Origin of the sequence: Pseudomonas sp. St386, assembly GCF_018325865.1 — a bacterium.
GTDB classification, from domain to species: Bacteria; Pseudomonadota; Gammaproteobacteria; order Pseudomonadales; family Pseudomonadaceae; genus Aquipseudomonas; species Aquipseudomonas brassicacearum.
Genome location: NZ_AP021900.1, coordinates 1,938,488 through 1,957,608 on the forward strand (window position 1 = coordinate 1,938,488; position 19,121 = coordinate 1,957,608).

The 19,121-nt window shown below is 57.7% G+C and carries 16 protein-coding genes; 14 read left to right on the plus strand and 2 right to left on the minus strand.

Annotation, left to right across the window (positions count from 1 at the left end; genetic code table 11):
- Positions 1-31: 31 nt before the first annotated feature.
- The 11 genes from KI235_RS08585 (at position 32) to KI235_RS08635 (ending at position 12,989) form a co-directional block, all read left to right on the plus strand.
- Entirely contained in the window at positions 32-1,066 is a 1,035-nt protein-coding gene (locus KI235_RS08585) for a polysaccharide biosynthesis protein (protein ID WP_039010898.1), read from the plus strand.
- Positions 1,067-1,071: 5 nt separating this feature from the next.
- On the plus strand, positions 1,072-2,190 hold the full coding sequence (locus KI235_RS08590) for an NAD-dependent epimerase/dehydratase family protein (RefSeq protein ID WP_003199263.1): 1,119 nt from the start codon (positions 1,072-1,074) through the stop codon (positions 2,188-2,190).
- Between the two features lie 10 nt (positions 2,191-2,200).
- Positions 2,201-3,343 carry a UDP-N-acetylglucosamine 2-epimerase (non-hydrolyzing) gene (gene wecB / locus KI235_RS08595; RefSeq protein ID WP_003199266.1) on the plus strand — a complete coding sequence of 381 codons (1,143 nt, stop codon included), beginning with the start codon at positions 2,201-2,203 and terminating at the stop codon, positions 3,341-3,343.
- Positions 3,344-3,357: 14 nt separating this feature from the next.
- Positions 3,358-4,611, plus strand: a complete 1,254-nt coding sequence (locus tag KI235_RS08600; protein WP_039010900.1) for a glycosyltransferase family 4 protein — start codon at positions 3,358-3,360, stop codon at positions 4,609-4,611.
- On the plus strand, positions 4,611-5,576 hold the full coding sequence (locus KI235_RS08605; protein ID WP_027912711.1) for an SDR family oxidoreductase: 966 nt from the start codon (positions 4,611-4,613) through the stop codon (positions 5,574-5,576). Before KI235_RS08600 ends, KI235_RS08605 begins: the two co-directional genes overlap by 1 nt.
- Complete coding sequence (locus tag KI235_RS08610; protein WP_027912710.1) at positions 5,573-6,589, plus strand: glycosyltransferase family 4 protein; 1,017 nt, start codon at positions 5,573-5,575, stop codon at positions 6,587-6,589. The genes KI235_RS08605 and KI235_RS08610 overlap by 4 nt, the downstream gene beginning before the upstream one ends.
- A gap of 79 nt (positions 6,590-6,668) precedes the next feature.
- Positions 6,669-8,678 (plus strand): nucleoside-diphosphate sugar epimerase/dehydratase, encoded by a 2,010-nt coding sequence (locus tag KI235_RS08615; RefSeq protein WP_212795640.1) that lies wholly within the window; start codon positions 6,669-6,671, stop codon positions 8,676-8,678.
- A 191-nt stretch (positions 8,679-8,869) separates the two neighbouring features.
- Complete coding sequence (locus KI235_RS08620) at positions 8,870-10,864, plus strand: nucleoside-diphosphate sugar epimerase/dehydratase (protein ID WP_027912708.1); 1,995 nt, start codon at positions 8,870-8,872, stop codon at positions 10,862-10,864.
- Between the two features lie 114 nt (positions 10,865-10,978).
- Positions 10,979-11,314 carry a helix-hairpin-helix domain-containing protein gene (locus KI235_RS08625; RefSeq protein WP_027912707.1) on the plus strand — a complete coding sequence of 112 codons (336 nt, stop codon included), beginning with the start codon at positions 10,979-10,981 and terminating at the stop codon, positions 11,312-11,314.
- Between the two features lie 154 nt (positions 11,315-11,468).
- Entirely contained in the window at positions 11,469-12,122 is a 654-nt protein-coding gene (locus tag KI235_RS08630; protein WP_027912706.1) for a GntR family transcriptional regulator, read from the plus strand.
- A gap of 15 nt (positions 12,123-12,137) precedes the next feature.
- Positions 12,138-12,989, plus strand: a complete 852-nt coding sequence (locus KI235_RS08635) for a DUF1989 domain-containing protein (protein WP_039010903.1) — start codon at positions 12,138-12,140, stop codon at positions 12,987-12,989.
- 153 nt (positions 12,990-13,142) lie between these two features.
- Here the strand turns inward: KI235_RS08635 and KI235_RS08640 are convergent, their stop codons facing one another.
- Complete coding sequence (locus KI235_RS08640; RefSeq protein WP_003183831.1) at positions 13,143-13,310, minus strand: DUF2897 family protein; 168 nt, start codon at positions 13,308-13,310, stop codon at positions 13,143-13,145.
- A 120-nt stretch (positions 13,311-13,430) separates the two neighbouring features.
- Entirely contained in the window at positions 13,431-14,795 is a 1,365-nt protein-coding gene (gene eat / locus KI235_RS08645; protein ID WP_013692567.1) for an ethanolamine permease, read from the minus strand.
- Positions 14,796-15,190: 395 nt separating this feature from the next.
- Between eat and kdpF the strand changes: the two genes are divergently transcribed.
- From kdpF to kdpB, 3 genes are read left to right on the plus strand one after another with little or no spacing between them, the layout of a single operon-like run.
- Positions 15,191-15,280, plus strand: coding sequence for a K(+)-transporting ATPase subunit F (kdpF, locus tag KI235_RS08650; protein WP_032833236.1), 90 nt, complete (start codon positions 15,191-15,193; stop codon positions 15,278-15,280).
- 8 nt (positions 15,281-15,288) lie between these two features.
- Positions 15,289-16,983 carry a potassium-transporting ATPase subunit KdpA gene (gene kdpA / locus KI235_RS08655; RefSeq protein WP_013692568.1) on the plus strand — a complete coding sequence of 565 codons (1,695 nt, stop codon included), beginning with the start codon at positions 15,289-15,291 and terminating at the stop codon, positions 16,981-16,983.
- 11 nt (positions 16,984-16,994) lie between these two features.
- Positions 16,995-19,049 (plus strand): potassium-transporting ATPase subunit KdpB, encoded by a 2,055-nt coding sequence (gene kdpB, locus KI235_RS08660; protein WP_027912704.1) that lies wholly within the window; start codon positions 16,995-16,997, stop codon positions 19,047-19,049.
- The last annotated feature ends 72 nt before the right edge of the window (positions 19,050-19,121 follow it).

Consider the following 19,121-nt stretch of genomic DNA (forward strand, 5'->3'; position numbering starts at 1 on the left):
TTCGCCAGGTTCGTGGCAAGGGTCAGATCATATGTTCAACGGCAAAAAACTTCTTATCACTGGTGGTACTGGGTCCTTCGGCAACGCGGTGCTCAAACGTTTCCTGGATACCGACATTGCTGAGATCCGCATTTTCAGTCGTGATGAGAAAAAACAGGACGACATGCGCAAGCGTTACAGTAACGTCAAGCTGAAGTTTTACATCGGCGATGTACGGGACTACCAAAGCGTGCTGAATGCTACCCGTGGTGTTGACTATATCTTCCATGCTGCGGCCCTCAAGCAGGTACCGTCCTGCGAATTCCACCCCATGGAGGCGGTGAAAACCAACGTCATCGGCACCGACAACGTGCTTGAGGCGGCCATCCAGAATGGTGTCCAGCGCGTGGTCTGCCTGAGCACGGACAAGGCTGTCTACCCAATTAATGCCATGGGTATCTCCAAGGCCATGATGGAAAAAGTCATGGTGGCCAAGTCGCGTAATGTCGACGAAAGCAAGACGGTTATTTGCGGTACACGATACGGCAACGTCATGGCCTCCCGAGGGTCAGTCATCCCTCTGTTCATTGAGCAGATTCGTGCAGGGAAATCGCTTTCGATCACCGATCCCAACATGACCCGCTTCATGATGACCCTGGCCGATGCGGTGGATCTGGTGCTTTACGCCTTCGAGCATGGCAACAACGGTGATCTCTTTGTTCAGAAAGCCCCGGCTGCCACTGTCGAAACCCTCGCTCAAGCGTTGACATCGATGCTCGGTCAACCTGACCACCCGATTCAAATCATTGGCACGCGCCACGGTGAAAAGCTTTACGAGGCACTGCTCAGTCGTGAGGAGATGGCCTGCGCTGAAGACATGGGCGCCTATTTCCGTGTACCACCAGACCTGCGCGACTTGAACTACAGCAAGTTCGTGGAGCTAGGCGAGGAGAAAATTTCGCGCACCGAGGATTACAACTCGCATAACACCGAGCGCTTGGATGTCGAAGGTATGCAAAAGCTGTTGTTGAAGCTGGATTTCATGCGGGCCATACAGCGTGGCGAGCCCGCCACTCCAGAGGAGTGATGCCCATGAAAGTTCTTATTACCGGGGCTGGCGGCTTTGTCGGCAAAAACCTTGTGGCCCACCTGCAAGAGCGCCAAGACGTTCAGGTGGTTCGATTTGGTCGCCAGGAGGCCCCATCCGATCTGTTGTCGATGCTTGATGAAGTGGACTTTGTGTTCCATCTGGCGGGCGTCAATCGACCCCAGCGTATCGAGGAGTTCAGCGAAGGTAACAGTGGCCTCACTGCTACGTTGTGTGCTGCCATCAAGGCCACTGGCCGGTCGATACCCGTGATCTACACCTCATCCATACAGGCTGAGGTCGATAATCCTTATGGGACCAGCAAGCGCGATGCTGAACACGCCTTGCTTGATCTGTCGAAACAGCAAGGTTCGCCAGTTTATCTTTATCGTTTGCCCAACGTTTTCGGAAAGTGGGCGAGGCCAGACTACAATTCGGCGGTGGCGACGTTCTGCCATAACATCGTCCGTGGCTTGCCAATTACCGTCAATGATCCCGCGGCACCGCTGCAGTTGGTCTATATCGACGATGTAATCCGAAGCTTCATCGATGTGATGGATGGCAGCGCCCCGGAAGGCCCTTATCTGGATGTACAACCTGTTTATGCCACGACAGTCGGGGCATTGGCCGATCAGTTGCAGGCGTTCAAGCGCAGCCGAGAGACGATGGTGACCGAGCGGGTGGGGACTGGGTTGGTCCGCGCTTTGTATTCGACTTACCTGAGCTATTTCACGCCAGACGATTTCACCTATGAGCTGCCCAAGCACGGTGATGTGCGAGGCGTATTCGTTGAGATGCTCAAGACCCCGGATGCCGGTCAGTTCTCTTACTTCACTGCTCATCCTGGCATTACGCGGGGAGGACATTACCATCACAGCAAGACCGAGAAGTTCCTGGTTATCAAAGGTCACGCCTGCTTCCGTTTTCGGCACATTGTCAGCGGTGAGTTCTACGAACTTTACACTGACGGTGAAACACCACAAATAGTTGAAACCGTCCCGGGTTGGAGCCATGACATCACCAACACTGGCGAAACCGAAATGATCGTAATGCTGTGGGCCAACGAAATTTTTGATCGTGAGCGGCCAGACACCTACACCATGGCTGTTGGCACTCAGGCCTGAAGGATTAGCAATGAATACTGCACTAAAAAAACTGAAAATCGTCACCGTGGTGGGCACGCGTCCTGAAATTATCCGTTTGTCCAGGGTCATGGCCGCACTGGATAAGTATTGCGAACACGTGCTGGTGCATACCGGTCAGAATTATGACTACGAGCTGAACGAGATTTTCTTCCAGGACTTGGGCATCCGAAAGCCTGACCACTTCTTGAATGCTGCCGGGAGCACCGGCGCGGAAACCATCGGCAATGTGATCATCGCGGTGGACCGGGTACTGGCTATTATTGAACCTGAAGCCTTGCTGGTGCTGGGTGATACAAACAGTTGCATGGCAGTTATTCCCGCCAAGCGGCGCAAGATCCCCACGTTCCATATGGAAGCCGGAAACCGTTGCTTTGATATGCGCGTCCCCGAAGAAATCAATCGGCGCATCGTTGATCACACGGCAGACATCAACCTGACCTATAGCACCATCGCCCGGGATTATTTGCTGGGCGAGGGTTTGCCTGCCGATCGTGTCATAAAGACTGGCAGTCCTATGTTTGAAGTGCTCAATCATTATCGCGACAGTATCGAGGCGTCGAACGTCCTGGAGCGACTTGGTTTAGAGGCGGGCAAGTTCTTTGTGGTCAGCGCGCACCGCGAAGAGAACGTCGACTCGGATAAGAACTTCCTCAAGTTGGTCGAGGTGCTCAATACCGTTGCCAGTACGTTTGGCCAGCCCGTGATTGTCTCTACCCATCCACGCACTCAAAAGCGTGTCGATGCCATGGGCATTGTTTTTCATGAAAATGTCAGACTGCTCAAGCCCTTGGGATTCATGGACTACAACAAGCTGCAACTCGAGTCGCGTGCAGTCTTGTCTGACAGTGGCACCATCAATGAAGAGTCGTCGATTCTCAACTTCCCAGCCTTGAACCTGCGCGAAGCTCATGAGCGGCCCGAGGGGATGGAAGAAGCAGCGGTGATGATGGTGGGGCTGGAAGTCGAGCGAGTCCTGCAAGGACTGAATATCCTCCAGACACAACTCTCGGGTAGCGAGCGCAGCCTTCGTCTGGTAGCGGACTACAGCATGCCTAACGTTTCCGAAAAAGTAGCCAGAATCGTGCACAGCTATACCGACTACGTAAACCGTGTCGTTTGGAAGCGGTATTGAGTCGAGTCGTGAATATGCCTGAGAGCAAGCTGAATATTTTGGTGGTCACGCAATACTTCTGGCCAGAGAACATGCGCATCAACGATCTGGTGCGTGACTTCACCGAAAAAGGGCATTCGGTCACGGTGCTTACTGGAGTGCCTAATTATCCGGAAGGGAAGGTGTTCGATGCCTACAAGTCAGCACCAGGGCAGTTCACCGAATACCATGGTGCCCGCATTGTGCGGGTGCCCATGATCCCGCGCGGCAAACGCAGCATTCAGTTGATCCTCAACTACCTGAGTTTTTTTTCCAGTGCTTCGACCGTTGGCGCCTACGCGCTGCGGGGACGCACTTTCGATGCCGTATTCGTCTACGCAGTCTCCCCCATCATGGCGGCTATTCCTGCCCTGGTGATCGGTCGCTTGAAGAAAGCCCCCGTATTCATTTGGATTCTGGATTTGTGGCCGGAAACACTGAGGGCGGTTGGTGTATTGAAAAAACCAGCGTTACTGTCCATGGTCGGTCGAATGGTGTCTTGGATCTATAACCGTGCCGACTACCTATTGCTGCAATCGAATGGTTTTCTCGAAAACGTCAAAGGCTACTGCACACGGCCCATAGATCCACAACGCTTGGTCTACTTCCCCAGCTGGGCTGAAGACGATTTCTCTGCGACTTCGGAGCACTCGAACTCGATACTGGCACGCGATGAGTCGGTATTTACCGTGGTATTTGCTGGAAATCTGGGCGAGGCTCAGGATTTCCCCGCCGTGCTTGACGCTGCCGAGCAATTGCGTGGGAAAGTCGCCGTGCGTTGGGCCATCGTGGGGGATGGCCGGATGAGCCAGTGGTTGAGCCAGCAGGTAAGTGCGCGAGGTCTGGACAATGTCCTGCTTCTGGGCAGGCATCCGTTGGAGGCCATGCCGGCGTTGTTTGCCAATGCCGATGCACTGTTGGTTTCACTGAAGACCAATGATGTGTTTGAAAAAACCATTCCCGGAAAAGTCCAGGCTTACCTGGCCTCGGGCAGGCCTCTGCTCGGCATGATCAATGGCGAAGCCGCGCGCGTAATCAACGAGTCCGGTGCAGGGTTTACGTGTGCATCCGGTGATGCAGGTGGCTTGGCACGTATCACTCAGACCCTGGCGGGTTTTGCGCCATCCCAGCGCAAAGTCATGGGGGAAAGCGGTCGTGACTATTACCTCCAGCACTACTCCAAGCAACGCTTGCTGGCGCGTTTGGAAGATATCTTCAGAAAAGCCACGCTACGGAAGGTGAACCGCTGATGCAGAAAAGTATTCTTGTGACCGGGGCAAGTGGGTTTGTAGGTGGTGCGGTACTTACACGGTTGCAAGCAGATGCAGGACGATCCGTGATCGCAGTGGTTCGTGGTGACCGGCATTCGCCAGGCCCGATCAGCACTGTGCGGATTGAGTCATTTTCCGCGCAAACTCAATGGCACGCGCACCTGGCTAATGTGGATACAGTCATTCATTGCGCTGCTCGCGTGCACGTGATGAACGATACGGAGGCTGATCCGTTGGCCGCCTTTCGGCAGGTCAACGTGGAGGGGACGCTCAATTTTGCAAGGCAGGCGGCTGAAGCCGGTGTCCGTCGATTTATTTTCATCAGCTCCATCAAAGTGAACGGGGAAGGTACGTCGCCCGGCCAACCTTACGCCGCCGACGATATTCCTGCGCCAGCGGACCCGTATGGCGTGTCCAAGCAGGAGGCCGAGCAAGGTCTGCGGGAGGTTGCGCAGGCGACAGGAATGGAAGTGGTCATCATCCGGCCTGTCCTGGTGTACGGGCCCGGCGTGAAGGCTAATTTCTTGAACATGATGCGTTGGTTGGACAAAGGCGTGCCTTTGCCATTCGGTGCCATCGATAACCGACGTAGTCTGGTGAGCATCGATAACCTGGTCGACCTTATCGTAACCTGTATCGATCACCCCGCGGCGGCGAACCAGACCTTCCTGGTCAGTGACGGAGAAGATCTGTCGACCACGACATTGCTCAGCCGGATGGCTCGTGCGCTGGGTAAACCTGCCCGGTTGATTCCGGTTCCTAGCTGGATGCTCGACCGCGGCGCCAGCATGCTGGGCAGAAAAGCGCTGTCCCAGCGCCTATGTGGTTCGCTGCAGGTCAATATCGAGAAGACACGTACACTTTTGAATTGGAACCCACCCGTGAGTGTCGATGATGCATTGGCCGAAACCGCACGGCATTTCAGGATGAATCAAGCTAAATGATGTACTTCTGGTTGTTTGCCTCTGTCACGGTGGCCTCACTGCTCATGACCGCGGGGCTGCGCCGCTATGCCTTGGCGCGTAGCATCATCGATATTCCGAATGCGCGCAGCTCCCACAGTATCCCGACGCCCCGGGGCGGAGGTGTCGCCATAGTCGTGGCATTCCTGCTGACATTGCCCTTGCTGGGGCAACTGGGTCTGGTACCGCCTCACTACCTGATCGCATTGGGCGGTGCAGGTGCGCTGGTCGCCATCGTGGGTTTCATGGATGACCATGGACACATTGCAGCGCGGTGGCGATTGCTCGGACATTTCAGCGCCGCTATATGGGCGTTGGCATGGCTTGAAGGTCTGGCGCCGCTGAACCTGTTTGGTGTCAGTGTCGATCTATCCTGGATAGGACATGCCCTGGCTGCCTTTTATCTTGTCTGGGTTCTCAACCTGTACAACTTCATGGACGGTATTGACGGTATTGCCAGCATAGAAGCGGTGTCGGCGTGCCTGGGCGCGAGTGCTCTCTACATACTGTCGGGTTTCACCGACCTGATCTGGCCTCCGTTGATCTTGGCCGCCGCAGTGCTGGGCTTTCTGTTTTGGAATTTCCCACCTGCGAAAATTTTCATGGGGGACGCGGGCAGTGGTTTCCTGGGGATCGCGCTTGGGATCATGTCCTTGCAAGCCGCCTGGGTCTCTCCGGCCTTGTTCTGGGCATGGCTGATCCTGCTGGGGGTGTTTATCGTCGACGCGACGGTCACCCTGACTCGGCGGTTTTTGCGGGGAGATAAAGTCTACGAGGCTCATCGTAGTCATGCCTATCAGTTTGCCTCGCGCCGTTATGGGCGCCATCGTCCGGTCACGATGGCAGTGGCGGCGATCAACGTGCTGTGGTTGTTTCCCCTGGCGTGGTGCGTCGTGGTTCTGAAGCTGGATGGGCTGACAGGCGTTGTGTTGGCCTACGTGCCCTTGGTGATATTGGCCTTCAAGTTCAAGGCCGGTCAGTTGGAGGATGCCTGAGCGCCCGGGTAAAGATGTGAAATGGGTCAAGCCGGACATAACGAGAATGAGTAGGAACAACAAGGGGCTGGAAACATTCATGGATAGACTTCGCGTTGCATTGCTGGGCCTGCCGCGTCGGCAGAAACGACTGCTTCAGGTCATGGCCGACGTAGTGCTGGTCTGGGGGGCCTTGTGGTTGGCGTTCGTGGTGCGCCTTGGCTTTGACGAGATGATCAATCCCTTTACCAACCATCCATGGCTCCTTGTCAGCGCATCTTTGATCGCTATCCCATTGTTCGTTCATTTTGGTATGTATCGGGCCGTCATGCGCTACCTGGGTAACGATGCCTTGATCGCGATCATCAAGGCAGTCAGCTTGAGCGCGTTGGTATTGGCGCTCGTGGTGTACTGGGGCGCATCTTACATGGCGCCTGTCCCGCGTTCGGTCATCTTCAATTACTGGTGGCTCAGCCTGGTGATGATCGGCGGCTTGAGGTTGTTTATGCGCCAGTACTTCATGGGCGATTGGTTCATTCCCTCCCGCCATGCGCCCTTCATCAACCGTAACGCCAGCCTTACCAAAGTGGCGATCTACGGAGCCGGTGCTGCCGGTAATCAACTGGTAGCAGCCTTGCGCATTGGTCGAGATATGCAACCAGTGGCTTTCATCGATGACGATGCCAGTATCGCCAATCGAATGATTTCTGGTCTGCAGGTATTCAAGGCCAAGCATATCCAGAAGATGATTCGCCTCACTGGCGCTCAAGAAGTGCTGTTGGCCGTTCCTTCGGCGAGTCGTGCGCGACGCCGTGAAATCCTTGGGTATCTGGAAGGCTATCCACTGCACGTACGCAGTGTGCCGGGTTTCATGGATCTGGCCAGCGGCCGTGTGAAAGTCGACGATATCCAGGAAGTCGATATTGCCGACTTGTTGGGTCGAGATGCGGTGCCTGCACAACCCGAGCTTCTGTCGCGTTGTATTCGGGGAAAGGTTGTCCTGGTTACGGGAGCGGGTGGGTCGATTGGTTCTGAACTCTGTCGTCAGATTCTCGCCCTGCAGCCGTCCACTTTGCTGTTGTTCGATCACAGCGAGTTCAACCTCTACAGTATCTTGAGCGAACTGGAAGAGACCATCGTCCGACAATCAATCGCAGTAAATCTATTGCCGATCCTGGGCTCGGTACGTAACGCGACCAAACTGTTCGACGTCATGAAGTCCTGGAGCGTCGAGACGGTGTATCACGCAGCAGCCTATAAGCATGTGCCCCTCGTGGAGCACAATATCGCCGAAGGCATGCTCAACAACGTCATCGGTACGTTGAACACCGCGCAAGCGGCGTTGAAGGCTCAGGTCGAGAACTTTGTGCTCATTTCCACGGACAAGGCCGTGCGTCCGACCAATGTCATGGGCAGCACCAAGCGCCTGGCAGAAATGGTCTTGCAAGCACTGAGTCATGAGCTGGCGCCAGTGCTCTTCGCAGACAGCGGTAATGTTGCCCGGGTCAATAAGACCCGTTTTGTCATGGTGCGCTTCGGTAATGTGCTGGGGTCATCCGGCTCGGTTATTCCGCGTTTCCGGCAGCAGATCAAATCCGGCGGCCCCATCACCGTCACGCATCCCAATATCACCCGTTATTTCATGACAATCCCGGAAGCTGCCCAGTTGGTGATTCAGGCAGGTTCGATGGGGCGAGGCGGCGATGTGTTTGTGCTGGATATGGGAGAACCGGTGAAAATCGCCGAGTTGGCTGAGAAAATGGTCCACCTGTCTGGCTTGAATGTGTGCTCCGAGAAGAATGTGCACGGGGATATTGCAATTGAGTTCACGGGGTTGCGTCCAGGCGAGAAGCTCTACGAGGAACTGTTGATCGGTGACAACGTGGTCGCGACCCAGCACCCCATGATCATGAGCGCCAATGAAGATCATCTGCCCTGGGACCAACTCAAGGCTAGACTGGATGAATTGATGGCCGCCGTTGCCAAGGATGAATATTCACGGGTCCGCATGCTGCTACGCGAAACCGTAAGCGGTTACACGCCCGAAGGAGAGATTGTCGATTGGATATTCCAGCAACGACGCCTGATGCCAAAACACAAGGATCGTTGAGTGGAGCCTTGGCGCGCTGTGGCTGATGATGTTGGCCGCTCAAGCGTCGTACTGGATCTTGAGGAGGTCTAATCTGAAGGTCGGTACAAGTTCGTTTTCAAATGATCGTTTTTACTAAGTGATGTGTAACGTTGCTACGTACAATAGAAACGTATTCAAGACGGGAACGTGCCAAGGTGAGTAAAGGGTTTATGGATAAGTTGAGAATAGCCCTGCTGGGATTGCCAAGACGCCACAAACGGGCGATACAAGTGGCAACAGACATCGTCCTTGTCTGGATCGCCCTCTGGTTGGCGTTCGTCGTTCGACTGGGTGTTGAAGCATTGGCCAGCCCGATTGCAACGCATTTGTGGCTTTTCGGGTCCGCACCGCTGGTCGCCATTCCTATCTTTATCCGCTTTGGCATGTATCGCGCGGTCATGCGTTATTTCGGTAACGACGCGCTGATCACGATTTGCAAGGCAGTCAGCCTTTCGGCCTTGCTGCTGGCCTTGGTGGTGTATTGGTACAGCAACCATAAAACCGTGGTACCACGCTCCATCATTTTCAATTATTGGTGGTTGAGCCTGATCATGATTGGTGGCTTGCGCCTGATGATGCGGCAATACTTCCTGGGGGACTGGTTTACTGCAGCCCAGCATGTACCCTTTACCAACCGGGACGACGGCCTGCCCAAGGTTGCTATTTATGGTGCCGGGGCCGCAGGCAACCAGCTCGTGGCCGCACTACGCATGGGGCGGGTGATGCGACCGGTCGCCTTCATCGATGATGACAGCAGCATCGCTGACCGCGTGATCGCTGGGCTACAGGTCTACGCGCCAAAACATATCCAGAAAATGATCGACACAACTGGCGCGCAGGAAATTCTACTGGCGGTACCGTCCTCGTCACGCGGCCGCCGTAGAGAGATCTTGACACTGCTTGAAGGTTTTCCGCTGCATGTACGCAGTGTCCCCGGGTTCATGGACCTGGCCAGCGGCCGGGTCAAGGTCGATGACATCCAGGAAGTGGACATCGCGGACCTTCTAGGGCGCGATCCGGTTCCCGCGCAACCTGATCTGTTGGAGCATTGCATCACTGGCCAGTCGGTTCTGGTCACTGGAGCCGGTGGCTCGATCGGCTCCGAGCTTTGTCGGCAAATTCTGACACTGAAACCGACTACGTTGCTGCTGTATGAACATAGCGAATTCAATCTCTATAGCATTCTGTCTGAACTTGAACCTCGAGTTATTCGCGAATCGTTGTCCGTTCGGCTGCTGCCTATCCTCGGATCAGTACGGGACCAGGACAAACTGCTGGACGTAATGAAGACTTGGAATGTCGATACGGTCTATCACGCCGCCGCTTATAAACATGTCCCGATGGTCGAGCACAATATCGCCGAAGGTGTCCTGAACAATGTGATCGGCACGTTGAATACGGCACAGGCTGCGTTGCAGGCAGGCGTATCGAACTTCGTGCTGATCTCTACCGATAAAGCAGTGCGCCCGACCAATGTAATGGGCAGCACCAAGCGGCTTGCAGAACTGACGTTGCAGGCCCTCAGCCGCGAACTGGCCCCCGTGTTATTCGGCGACAAGGGCAACGTCTCGCGGGTGAACAAGACGCGCTTCACCATGGTCCGGTTCGGCAACGTACTGGGTTCATCCGGTTCGGTCATCCCCCTGTTCCATAAACAGATCAAGTCCGGCGGGCCGTTGACTGTTACCCATCCCAAGATCACCCGTTATTTCATGACCATTCCCGAGGCCGCGCAGTTGGTGATCCAGGCGGGTTCCATGGGGTTGGGCGGGGATGTGTTTGTGCTGGACATGGGCGAGCCGGTGAGGATTGTCGAGCTGGCGGAAAAAATGATTCATCTGTCTGGCCTGAGTGTTCGTTCGGAAAAGAATCCCCACGGCGACATTTCAATCGAGTTCACAGGTTTGCGTCCGGGCGAGAAGCTTTACGAGGAGTTGCTGATTGGTGACAACGTCGTCGCCACCCAGCACCCAATGATCATGAGTGCCAACGAGGACCATCTGTCGTGGGAGACGCTCAAGATCAAGCTGGCTGAGTTGCTGGCCGCCATTGAACACGATGACTACACCAGGGTTCGCCAACTGCTTCGGGATACAGTCAGTGGTTACGCTCCGGATGGCGAGATTGTCGACTGGATCTACCAGCAGCGCCGTCTCGAACCCTGATTGTTACATACGCTGTAACGTACACATTTTTGACAGCGACATCTCATCGCCTAAGTTTGAGAGGCAGCTTCGGAAAAGTTGCTTCTCTCTTAACGATGTCATGGAGCGTCATTTATGCGTACAGGCTATTTCTACTCTCTGGTTTTTGCCTTTCTCACCAGCGCCTCGATTGCTGCTATCGCCGCCCCAGTGGTCAAACCCGAGTTGGTCGCTACGCCGCAAACAGTGGAGCAGCCAGCCAAAACGCAGAGCACCAAGGTGGATTTAAACGGGGCGGATGCTGCCACGCTGCAGCGTGAGCTGTCAGGGATAGGGAAGGGTAAGGCCGAGGCAATTGTTGCGTATCGGGAGAATAATGGGCCGTTTTCTTCGGTGGAGGAGCTGCTGGAGGTCAAGGGGATTGGCAAGGCGATTCTTGACAGGAATCGTGACAAGCTGGAAGTGAATTGAGTTTGTGATTGAAGGAGGCCGGTCGAATTGACTGGCCTTTTTGCTGTCTTGCGGGTGCAAATTTTGGACGCGTTCTCGAAACGCTCCCGCGACTGGCATAAATAATGATTACCTACAGCCAATCGATTGTTCAACAATCCAAGGCCTTCCTCCCATGATTAACACACTCTCCCTAGCCGACCGGATCACCCTGGAGCTACGCGCCGATATTATCGGCGGCCGCCTGCTGCCAGGCATGGCGCTGGTAGAGAACAACTTGGTCTCGGCTTACAACGCCTCGCGCAACACCATCCGCGAAGCGTTACACCGCCTGGGCCAGGAAGGGTTGACCCGTTACGTGCGTAACAAAGGGGTGATCGTCCGCAGGTTAGGTGTCGATGATGTGCGAGATCTGTTCAAGGTCCGTCGCACCTTGGAGCTTCAAGCCATCCTGGGCAGCCAGCCATTGCGCGAGTATCAGTCCGACCGGATGCTCGAAGCTCTCGAGGCTGCGGATTTGGCCCGGGAGCGTGAAGACTGGCGTTCAGTTGGTACCCATGGCCTGGCGTTCCATCAGCACATCGTCGGGTTGATGTGCAGTCCATTACTTGATGAGTTTTTCACCAATGTGGTTGCACAACTGCGCCTGGTGTTTAGCTCCGCGCCCGATGAGGCGCGTTTCCAAGCACCGTGGCTAGCCCGTGACCGCTATATCCACGATTGCCTGGCCGAGGGTGACAAGCTTGCGGGCCACGAAGCGATGAGTCTTTACCTCGACGATTCCGAGCAACTGCTTCTGCAACTGCTAACTCCCACCCATCACCACTGATCAAGGACCCGCGCCATGTACAAAGACTACCCAGCCGCCTACCAGGTCAGCAAAGGTTCCGCCCTGCAAGTGGACAAACCCTTCTACGACCGCATCCGCGCCCAGCAGGACAAGCGCACCCTGATCGAACAGTTCGAGGTGCCGATCCGCACCGGCCGCGCTTGGCACGTACCTGCCGGTCATGTGTTCCGCGTCACGACCCCGGTGGGCCCGCAGGTAGGGGACTTCAACGTCTGGAACGCCCACGATCCGCGGGAACGCCTGTGGGCGGCGCGCACGCGCCAGCTTCAAGGCGCCCACGTCAGTACCCATGATCGATTGTGGTCGAACCTGCCGTTCCTGCGGCCCTTGGTGACCATCACCGATGACAGTCTGGCCGGCTATGGCATCGACGAGCATGGTGGACGACTGCATGATCTGTTGGGTACGCGCTGTGATCCCTATGTGAACAAGATGCTGACCGGGGAGGATTTTCATCATCACTGCCACTCGAACCTGACCCGTGCGGTGTTGCCCCACGGCCTGACGGAGTTCGATGTGCATGACGTGCTGAATATCTTCCAGTGCACGGGGCTTAATCATGACGACATGTACTTCATGAAGGCCTGTCCGGCGCAGAAGGGCGATTACCTGGAGTTTTTTGCCGAGATCGATCTGTTGTGCGCCCTGTCCACCTGCCCGGGTGGCGACTTGTCGCTGGCGATGTGGGGGCCGGATGCGCAGGATCCCCTTAGCGTCTGTCGCCCGCTGGGGGTTGAGATCTATCGATTGGAGGATTCATTGCTGGAGGGCTGGAGCCAGCCTGAGCGGGCGGCATACAACGGGTTGCATGGCTTGCACATCGCCAAGGCGGATTGGGAAAGGTGATGCAGTTGGCGCTGGCTTTGTAGGAGCTGGCGAAGCCTGCGATCTTTTGATCTTCGCTCCAGACTCAATTGATAGGGGAAAGATCGCAGCCTCGTTGCACTCGACAGCTCCTACAGACCCAGCGGGAGCAAGCTCCCTCGCCACACAAGCAGATCAACGATCCTTGGCCTCCTTCGCATCCATTTCCGCATTGCGCTCGGCAACGCGCTTGCGTTGCTCATCGGTCAACTCGACCTTGTTGGCGGTGTCGCGCAGCATCATCAGACCACCAACGATCGAGCCGATTGCAACAATCAGAATCAACCAGGCATACCAGGGCATAGGGTTCTCCTTGAGGGGGCGATGGACGGACGAACATTTCGCCGATCCATCGCACCTACCACTTATGAGCGAAGGTTGCTCGCAGTGGTTCAATACTACGCCCGTTCGGCAGGCTTCACCTTAAAGCCCGGTCAGCATCGCATCGGCGGGAGCGTCCGCTCGCAGCTGTGCGGTGAGGATGAAGTAGACGAAACCCACCGCCATGAAGCCGAGGAAGATCAGCCCGATCAGCGCGTTGAACCAGGCCATCGCCACCAGGCACACCACTGCCAGCACCAGGGCGATGCCCGGCACGATCGGATAGCCCGGGGCGCGGAAAGTACGTTCCAGGTTGGGTTCGGTTTTACGCAATTTGAACAGGCTGAGCATGCTCATGATGTACATGACGATGGCACCGAACACGGCCATGGTGATCATCGCTGCAGTCAGGGTCATGCCGCCGAGATTGATCAGGCCGTCGCTGTAGATCGCTGCGATGCCGATCAGCCCACCGGCGATGATCGCCCGGTGCGGCGTCTGGAAGCGTGACAGTTTGGCCAGGGATGCGGGCAGGTAACCGGCGCGGGCCAGGGCGAAGAACTGGCGCGAGTAGCCAAGGATGATGCCGTGGAAACTCGCCACCAGGCCGAACAGGCCGATCCACACCAGCATGTGCAGCCAGCCGGAGCTTTCGCCAACCACGGTTTTCATGGCTTGGGGCAGGGGATCGTTGATGTTCGACAGGGTGCGCCAGTCGCCGACGCCGCCGGCGAAGAACATCACGCCCATTGCCAGGACCACCAGGGTCAGGATGCCGCTGATGTAAGCCTTGGGAATCGTGCGTTTCGGGTCCTTGGCTTCTTCGGCAGCCATGGCCGCGCCTTCGATGGCCAGGAAGAACCAGATGGCGAAGGGAATCGCGGCAAACATGCCGGCGATGGCCGGTGCGCCGAACACATCGGAACCGGCCCAGCCGTTCAGGGCAAAATTGCTGAAACTGAACGCCGGAGCCACGACGCCCATGAACACCAGCAGTTCGGCCACCGCCAAGACGCAGACAATCAGCTCGAACGTCGCGGCCAGCTTGACCCCGAGGATGTTCAGGCCCATGAACACGATATAGGCACCGACCGCTGCGTGTTTTGGGTCCAGGGCCGGGAACTGCACGTTCAGGTAGGCGCCGATGGCCAGGGCAATGGCCGGCGGGGCGAAGACAAATTCGATCAGCGTCGCCAGGCCGGCAATCAACCCGCCTTTCTCGCCGAAGGCGCGACGGCTGTAGGCAAACGGTCCGCCGGCATGGGGAATGGCGGTGGTCAGTTCGGTGAAGCTGAAAATGAAGCAGGTGTACATGGCCGCCACCATGAAGGACGTCACCAAAAAGCCCATTGTCCCGGCCACGCCCCAGCCGTAGCTCCAGCCGAAATACTCGCCGGAAATCACCAGGCCGACGGCAATACCCCATAAATGCAGGGTGCCCAGGGTGGGTTTGAGTTGTGTGTTCATCGGTGGCTCCCCTCGATCCATAGCAAAAGCGCTGGGGAGGGGCAGTGCAGTGGGCGTGCCAGTGTGGCGAGGGCGGTCGTAATGGGCGAAATCGTGTCGTATCGGGGATGTTCGCTATCGGATGGCTTGGTTTTGTGCCCCAGTTCAGAGCGTCGGCGCCTGGGCTGGCCTCATCGCGAGCAAGCTCGCTCCCACAGGAGGGCTTCAGCGAACACAAATTCTTTATTCACCACAGATCCCATGTGGGAGCGAGCTTGCTCGCGATGAGGCCGGCCCAGCCAACACTTTTTACGGATTCTTTACCCCCCAGCCCCGCTCTCGATCTCGTTCCTTTACAGCCTCCCTGCCGACAATCACTTCACACACGGCACGACGCCGTACCACGGAGAAATCCCATGAGTGTTCTGGACGGGGTGTCGCTGCTGCTGGCAGGGGCGCTGTTCATTTATCTGCTGGTTGCGCTATTGCGCGCAGATCGGAACTAGGAGCGGCTATGCACGGTTATGACTATGGGCTGATCCTCGCCTTTTTCGCCCTGGTGCTGATTCCGGCACCGTTTCTGGGGCGTTTTTACTACCGGGTGATGGAAGGCCAGCGCACTTGGCTTTCGCCGATCCTCGGCCCGGTGGAGCGCGGTTGCTATCGCCTGGCCGGTGTCGACTCCACCGCTGAGCAGAGCTGGCAGAAATACACCCTGGCCTTGCTCGCGTTCAACCTGGCGGGTTTTGTGTTGCTGTTCGCCATTCTCCTGCTGCAGGGATATCTGCCGCTCAATACCGAACAATTGCCCGGCATGGAGTGGACCCAGGCTTTCAACACGGCCGTGAGTTTCATGACCAACACCAACTGGCAGTCCTACAGCGGTGAAGCGTCCCTGAGCTACCTGAGCCAGATGGTCGGCCTGACCGTGCAGAACTTCGTCAGCGCCGCCACCGGCCTGGCCGTGCTCGTGGCACTGTGTCGCGGCATCGGGCGCAAGTCCGCCGCAACGTTGGGTAACTTCTGGGTCGACATGACTCGCGCCACCCTCTACGGGCTGTTGCCTCTGTGCCTGCTGCTGGCATTGTTCCTGGTCTGGCAGGGTGTACCGCAGACCTTTGCGCACTATGTACACGGGGTCACGATGCAAGGTGTCGACCAGGTCATCCCGTTGGGGCCGGCCGCCAGCCAGATCGCGATCAAGCAACTGGGCACCAACGGTGGCGGTTTCTTCGGCGTCAACTCGGCGCATCCGTTCGAAAACCCGACGGCCTGGAGCAACCTGTTCGAAGTCGCTTCGATCATCCTGATTCCCGCCGCGCTGGTGTTCACCTTCGGCCATTACGTCAAGGACCTGCGCCAGAGCCGGGCGATCATCGCCTGCATGCTTGCCCTGTTCCTGATCGGCGGTGCCACGTCGCTGTGGGCCGAATACCAGCCCAACCCGGCCCTGAACAACCCAGCCGTCGAGCAAACCGCGCCGCTGGAAGGCAAGGAAGCGCGCTTCGGCACCACCGCCACGGTGCTGTGGTCGGTGACCACCACGGCAGCGTCCAACGGTTCGGTCAACGCCATGCACGACAGCCTCAACCCGCTCAGTGGCATGGTGTCGCTGGTGAACATGATGGTCGGCGAGGTGATCTTCGGCGGCGTCGGGGCTGGGCTCTACGGAATGCTGTTGAACGTGCTGATCGCAGTATTCCTGGCCGGCTTGATGATCGGTCGCACCCCGGAATACCTGGGCAAGAAGCTGGGCGCCAGGGAGGTGCAACTGTTGGTGGCAACCCTGCTGGTGATGCCTGTCAGCGTGCTGGTGCTGGGGGCCGTCGCCGCAAGCCTGCCCGGTCCGGCCGCTGCGGTGAGCAACCCGGGTGCCCACGGTTTCAGCCAGTTGTTGTACGCCTACACCTCGGCGGGAGCGAACAACGGTTCGGCATTTGCCGGGTTCGGCGCCAACACACCTTTCCACAACCTGATGCTGGGCCTGGGCATGTTGATCGGCCGGTTCGGCTACATCCTGCCAGTGCTGGCGTTGGCCGGCAGCCTGGCCTTGAAGAAAACCGCGCCGATTGGCCAGAACAGCTTCCCCACCCACGGCCCGTTGTTCGTGACCTTGTTGACCGTGACCATCCTGTTGGTGGGCGGCTTGACCTTCTTGCCGACCCTGGCCCTGGGGCCGATTGCTGAACACTTGAGCCTGGGCTTCTGAGGGATATGAAAATGAATATGCCGATGAGCAAAACCGCCGTCGCCAAGGCGCCGGAGCAACCGAAAACCGCAATCTCGGCCCTGTGGCGGCCAGCGCTGGTGCAAGCTTTCGTCAAGCTCGACCCGCGTCAATTGCACCGCGCCCCGGTGATGCTGGTGGTGGAACTGACCGCGATCCTCACCACCGTGCTGTGCTTCATTCCCGACAACGCCGTGCCGACTTTTGTCGCCGCGCAAATCGCGCTGTGGCTGTGGTTCACCGTGCTGTTCGCCAACTTCGCCGAAGCGTTGGCCGAAGGCCGCGGCAAGGCTCGGGCCGACAGCCTCAAGGCCGGTAGCGAAGGCCTCAACGCACGTCGCCAGACCGCCAGCGGTTTTGAAATCGTCCCCGCCACCCGTCTGCGCAAAGGTGATGTGGTGCGCGTCGAGGCCGGCGACATGATCCCCGGCGACGGTGAAGTGATCGAAGGCATCGCCGCGGTCAACGAGGCTGCGATCACCGGCGAATCGGCGCCGGTCATCCGCGAGTCCGGCGGCGATCGCTCGGCCGTCACCGGCAATACGCGGCTGGTCTCCGACTGGCTGCTGATACGTATCACCAGCAATCCCGGCGAGTCCACACTGGACCGCATGATCGCCCTGGTCGAAGGCGCCAAACGCCAGAAAACGCCGAACGAGGTGGCGCTGGATATCCTGTTGATCGGCCTGACGCTGATCTTCCTGTTGGTGGTGGTGACGCTGCAACCGTTCGCCCATTTCGCCAACGCCAACCTGCCGCTGGTGTTTCTGGTGGCGCTGCTGGTCACCTTGATTCCCACCACCATCGGCGGGTTGCTGTCGGCCATCGGCATCGCCGGGATGGACCGGTTGGTTCGCCTGAACGTGATCGCCAAATCCGGTCGTGCGGTCGAGGCGGCGGGGGACGTGCATGTGCTGATGCTGGACAAGACCGGCACCATCACCTTTGGCAATCGTCGTTGTACAGCGGTCTATACCGCCCCTGGTGTGAGTGCCAAGGAACTGGCCGAAGGCGCGCTGTTCGCCTCGTTGGCTGACGACACCGCCGAGGGCAAGTCCATCGTCGAGTACCTGCGAGGTTTGCATCCACAGTCTGAGCCTGGCGTCGAAGCGCTGACGGCCGTGCCGTTCAGTGCTGAAACCCGTTTGTCCGGAGTCGACTATCAGGGCCGTATCTACCGCAAGGGCGCCGTGGACTCGTTGCTGGACTTCATCGGCCTTGCACGCAATGAGTTGCCGCAGGCATTGGCGCGGGAGGTCGACAAGATCGCCCAGAGTGGCGGCACACCGCTGCTGGTTTGCATGGACGGCCGGTTGCTGGGGGCCATCCATCTCAAGGACGTGGTCAAGCCGGGCATTCGCGAGCGCTTTGCCGAGCTGCGCAAGCTGGGGATCCGCACGGTGATGGTCACCGGTGACAACCCGCTGACCGCTGCGGCGATTGCCGCCGAGGCCGGTGTCGATGACGTGCTGGCAGAGGCCACGCCGGAGAAAAAGCTGGCGCGTATCCGTCATGAGCAAAATGACGGTCGGCTGGTGGCCATGTGTGGCGACGGTGCCAACGACGCCCCGGCCCTGGCCCAGGCCGATGTCGGCATGGCGATGAACGACGGCACCCAGGCCGCGCGGGAGGCGGCCAACATGGTCGACCTCGACAGCGACCCGACCAAACTGCTCGATGTGGTACAGATCGGCAAGGAACTGTTGGTGACCCGTGGTGCATTGACCACCTTCTCCATCGCCAACGACATCGCCAAGTACTTCGCGATCCTGCCGGCGCTGTTCGCTTCGATTTATCCACAGCTCGGCGTGTTGAATGTGATGCACCTGAGCAGCCCCCAGAGCGCGATCCTGTCGGCCATCGTATTCAACGCCCTGATCATCGTCGTACTGATCCCCCTGGCCCTGCGCGGTGTACGAGTGCAAGCGGCAAGTGCGGCGGCGCTGTTGCGACGCAATCTGTTGATCTATGGCCTGGGTGGGATCGTGGTGCCGTTCGTGGGGATCAAGGCGATCGATATGTTGCTGACGGCGTTGAAGCTGGTTTGAGTTCGCCGTTTCTTGTGGGAGCAAGCTTTGCTCCCACAAGGTGACTCCCACAGGCTTTGAGCACTGGATTTA

Excerpts from the sequence above, each read along its gene's own strand:
- eat (WP_013692567.1), bottom strand. The coding sequence starts at position 14,795 with ATGAACACACAACTCAAACCCACCCTGGGCACCCTGCATTTATGGGGT.
- KI235_RS08640 (WP_003183831.1), bottom strand. The coding sequence starts at position 13,310 with ATGCCCTGGTATGCCTGGTTGATTCTGATTGTTGCAATCGGCTCGATC.
- KI235_RS08585 (WP_039010898.1), top strand. The coding sequence starts at position 32 with ATGTTCAACGGCAAAAAACTTCTTATCACTGGTGGTACTGGGTCCTTC.
- kdpF (WP_032833236.1), top strand. The coding sequence starts at position 15,191 with ATGAGTGTTCTGGACGGGGTGTCGCTGCTGCTGGCAGGGGCGCTGTTC.
- KI235_RS08615 (WP_212795640.1), top strand. The coding sequence starts at position 6,669 with ATGGATAGACTTCGCGTTGCATTGCTGGGCCTGCCGCGTCGGCAGAAA.
- KI235_RS08620 (WP_027912708.1), top strand. The coding sequence starts at position 8,870 with ATGGATAAGTTGAGAATAGCCCTGCTGGGATTGCCAAGACGCCACAAA.
- KI235_RS08605 (WP_027912711.1), top strand. The coding sequence starts at position 4,611 with ATGCAGAAAAGTATTCTTGTGACCGGGGCAAGTGGGTTTGTAGGTGGT.
- wecB (WP_003199266.1), top strand. The coding sequence starts at position 2,201 with ATGAATACTGCACTAAAAAAACTGAAAATCGTCACCGTGGTGGGCACG.
- KI235_RS08590 (WP_003199263.1), top strand. The coding sequence starts at position 1,072 with ATGAAAGTTCTTATTACCGGGGCTGGCGGCTTTGTCGGCAAAAACCTT.
- KI235_RS08635 (WP_039010903.1), top strand. The coding sequence starts at position 12,138 with ATGTACAAAGACTACCCAGCCGCCTACCAGGTCAGCAAAGGTTCCGCC.
- kdpA (WP_013692568.1), top strand. The coding sequence starts at position 15,289 with ATGCACGGTTATGACTATGGGCTGATCCTCGCCTTTTTCGCCCTGGTG.
- KI235_RS08610 (WP_027912710.1), top strand. The coding sequence starts at position 5,573 with ATGATGTACTTCTGGTTGTTTGCCTCTGTCACGGTGGCCTCACTGCTC.
- kdpB (WP_027912704.1), top strand. The coding sequence starts at position 16,995 with ATGAATATGCCGATGAGCAAAACCGCCGTCGCCAAGGCGCCGGAGCAA.
- KI235_RS08630 (WP_027912706.1), top strand. The coding sequence starts at position 11,469 with ATGATTAACACACTCTCCCTAGCCGACCGGATCACCCTGGAGCTACGC.
- KI235_RS08600 (WP_039010900.1), top strand. The coding sequence starts at position 3,358 with ATGCCTGAGAGCAAGCTGAATATTTTGGTGGTCACGCAATACTTCTGG.
- KI235_RS08625 (WP_027912707.1), top strand. The coding sequence starts at position 10,979 with ATGCGTACAGGCTATTTCTACTCTCTGGTTTTTGCCTTTCTCACCAGC.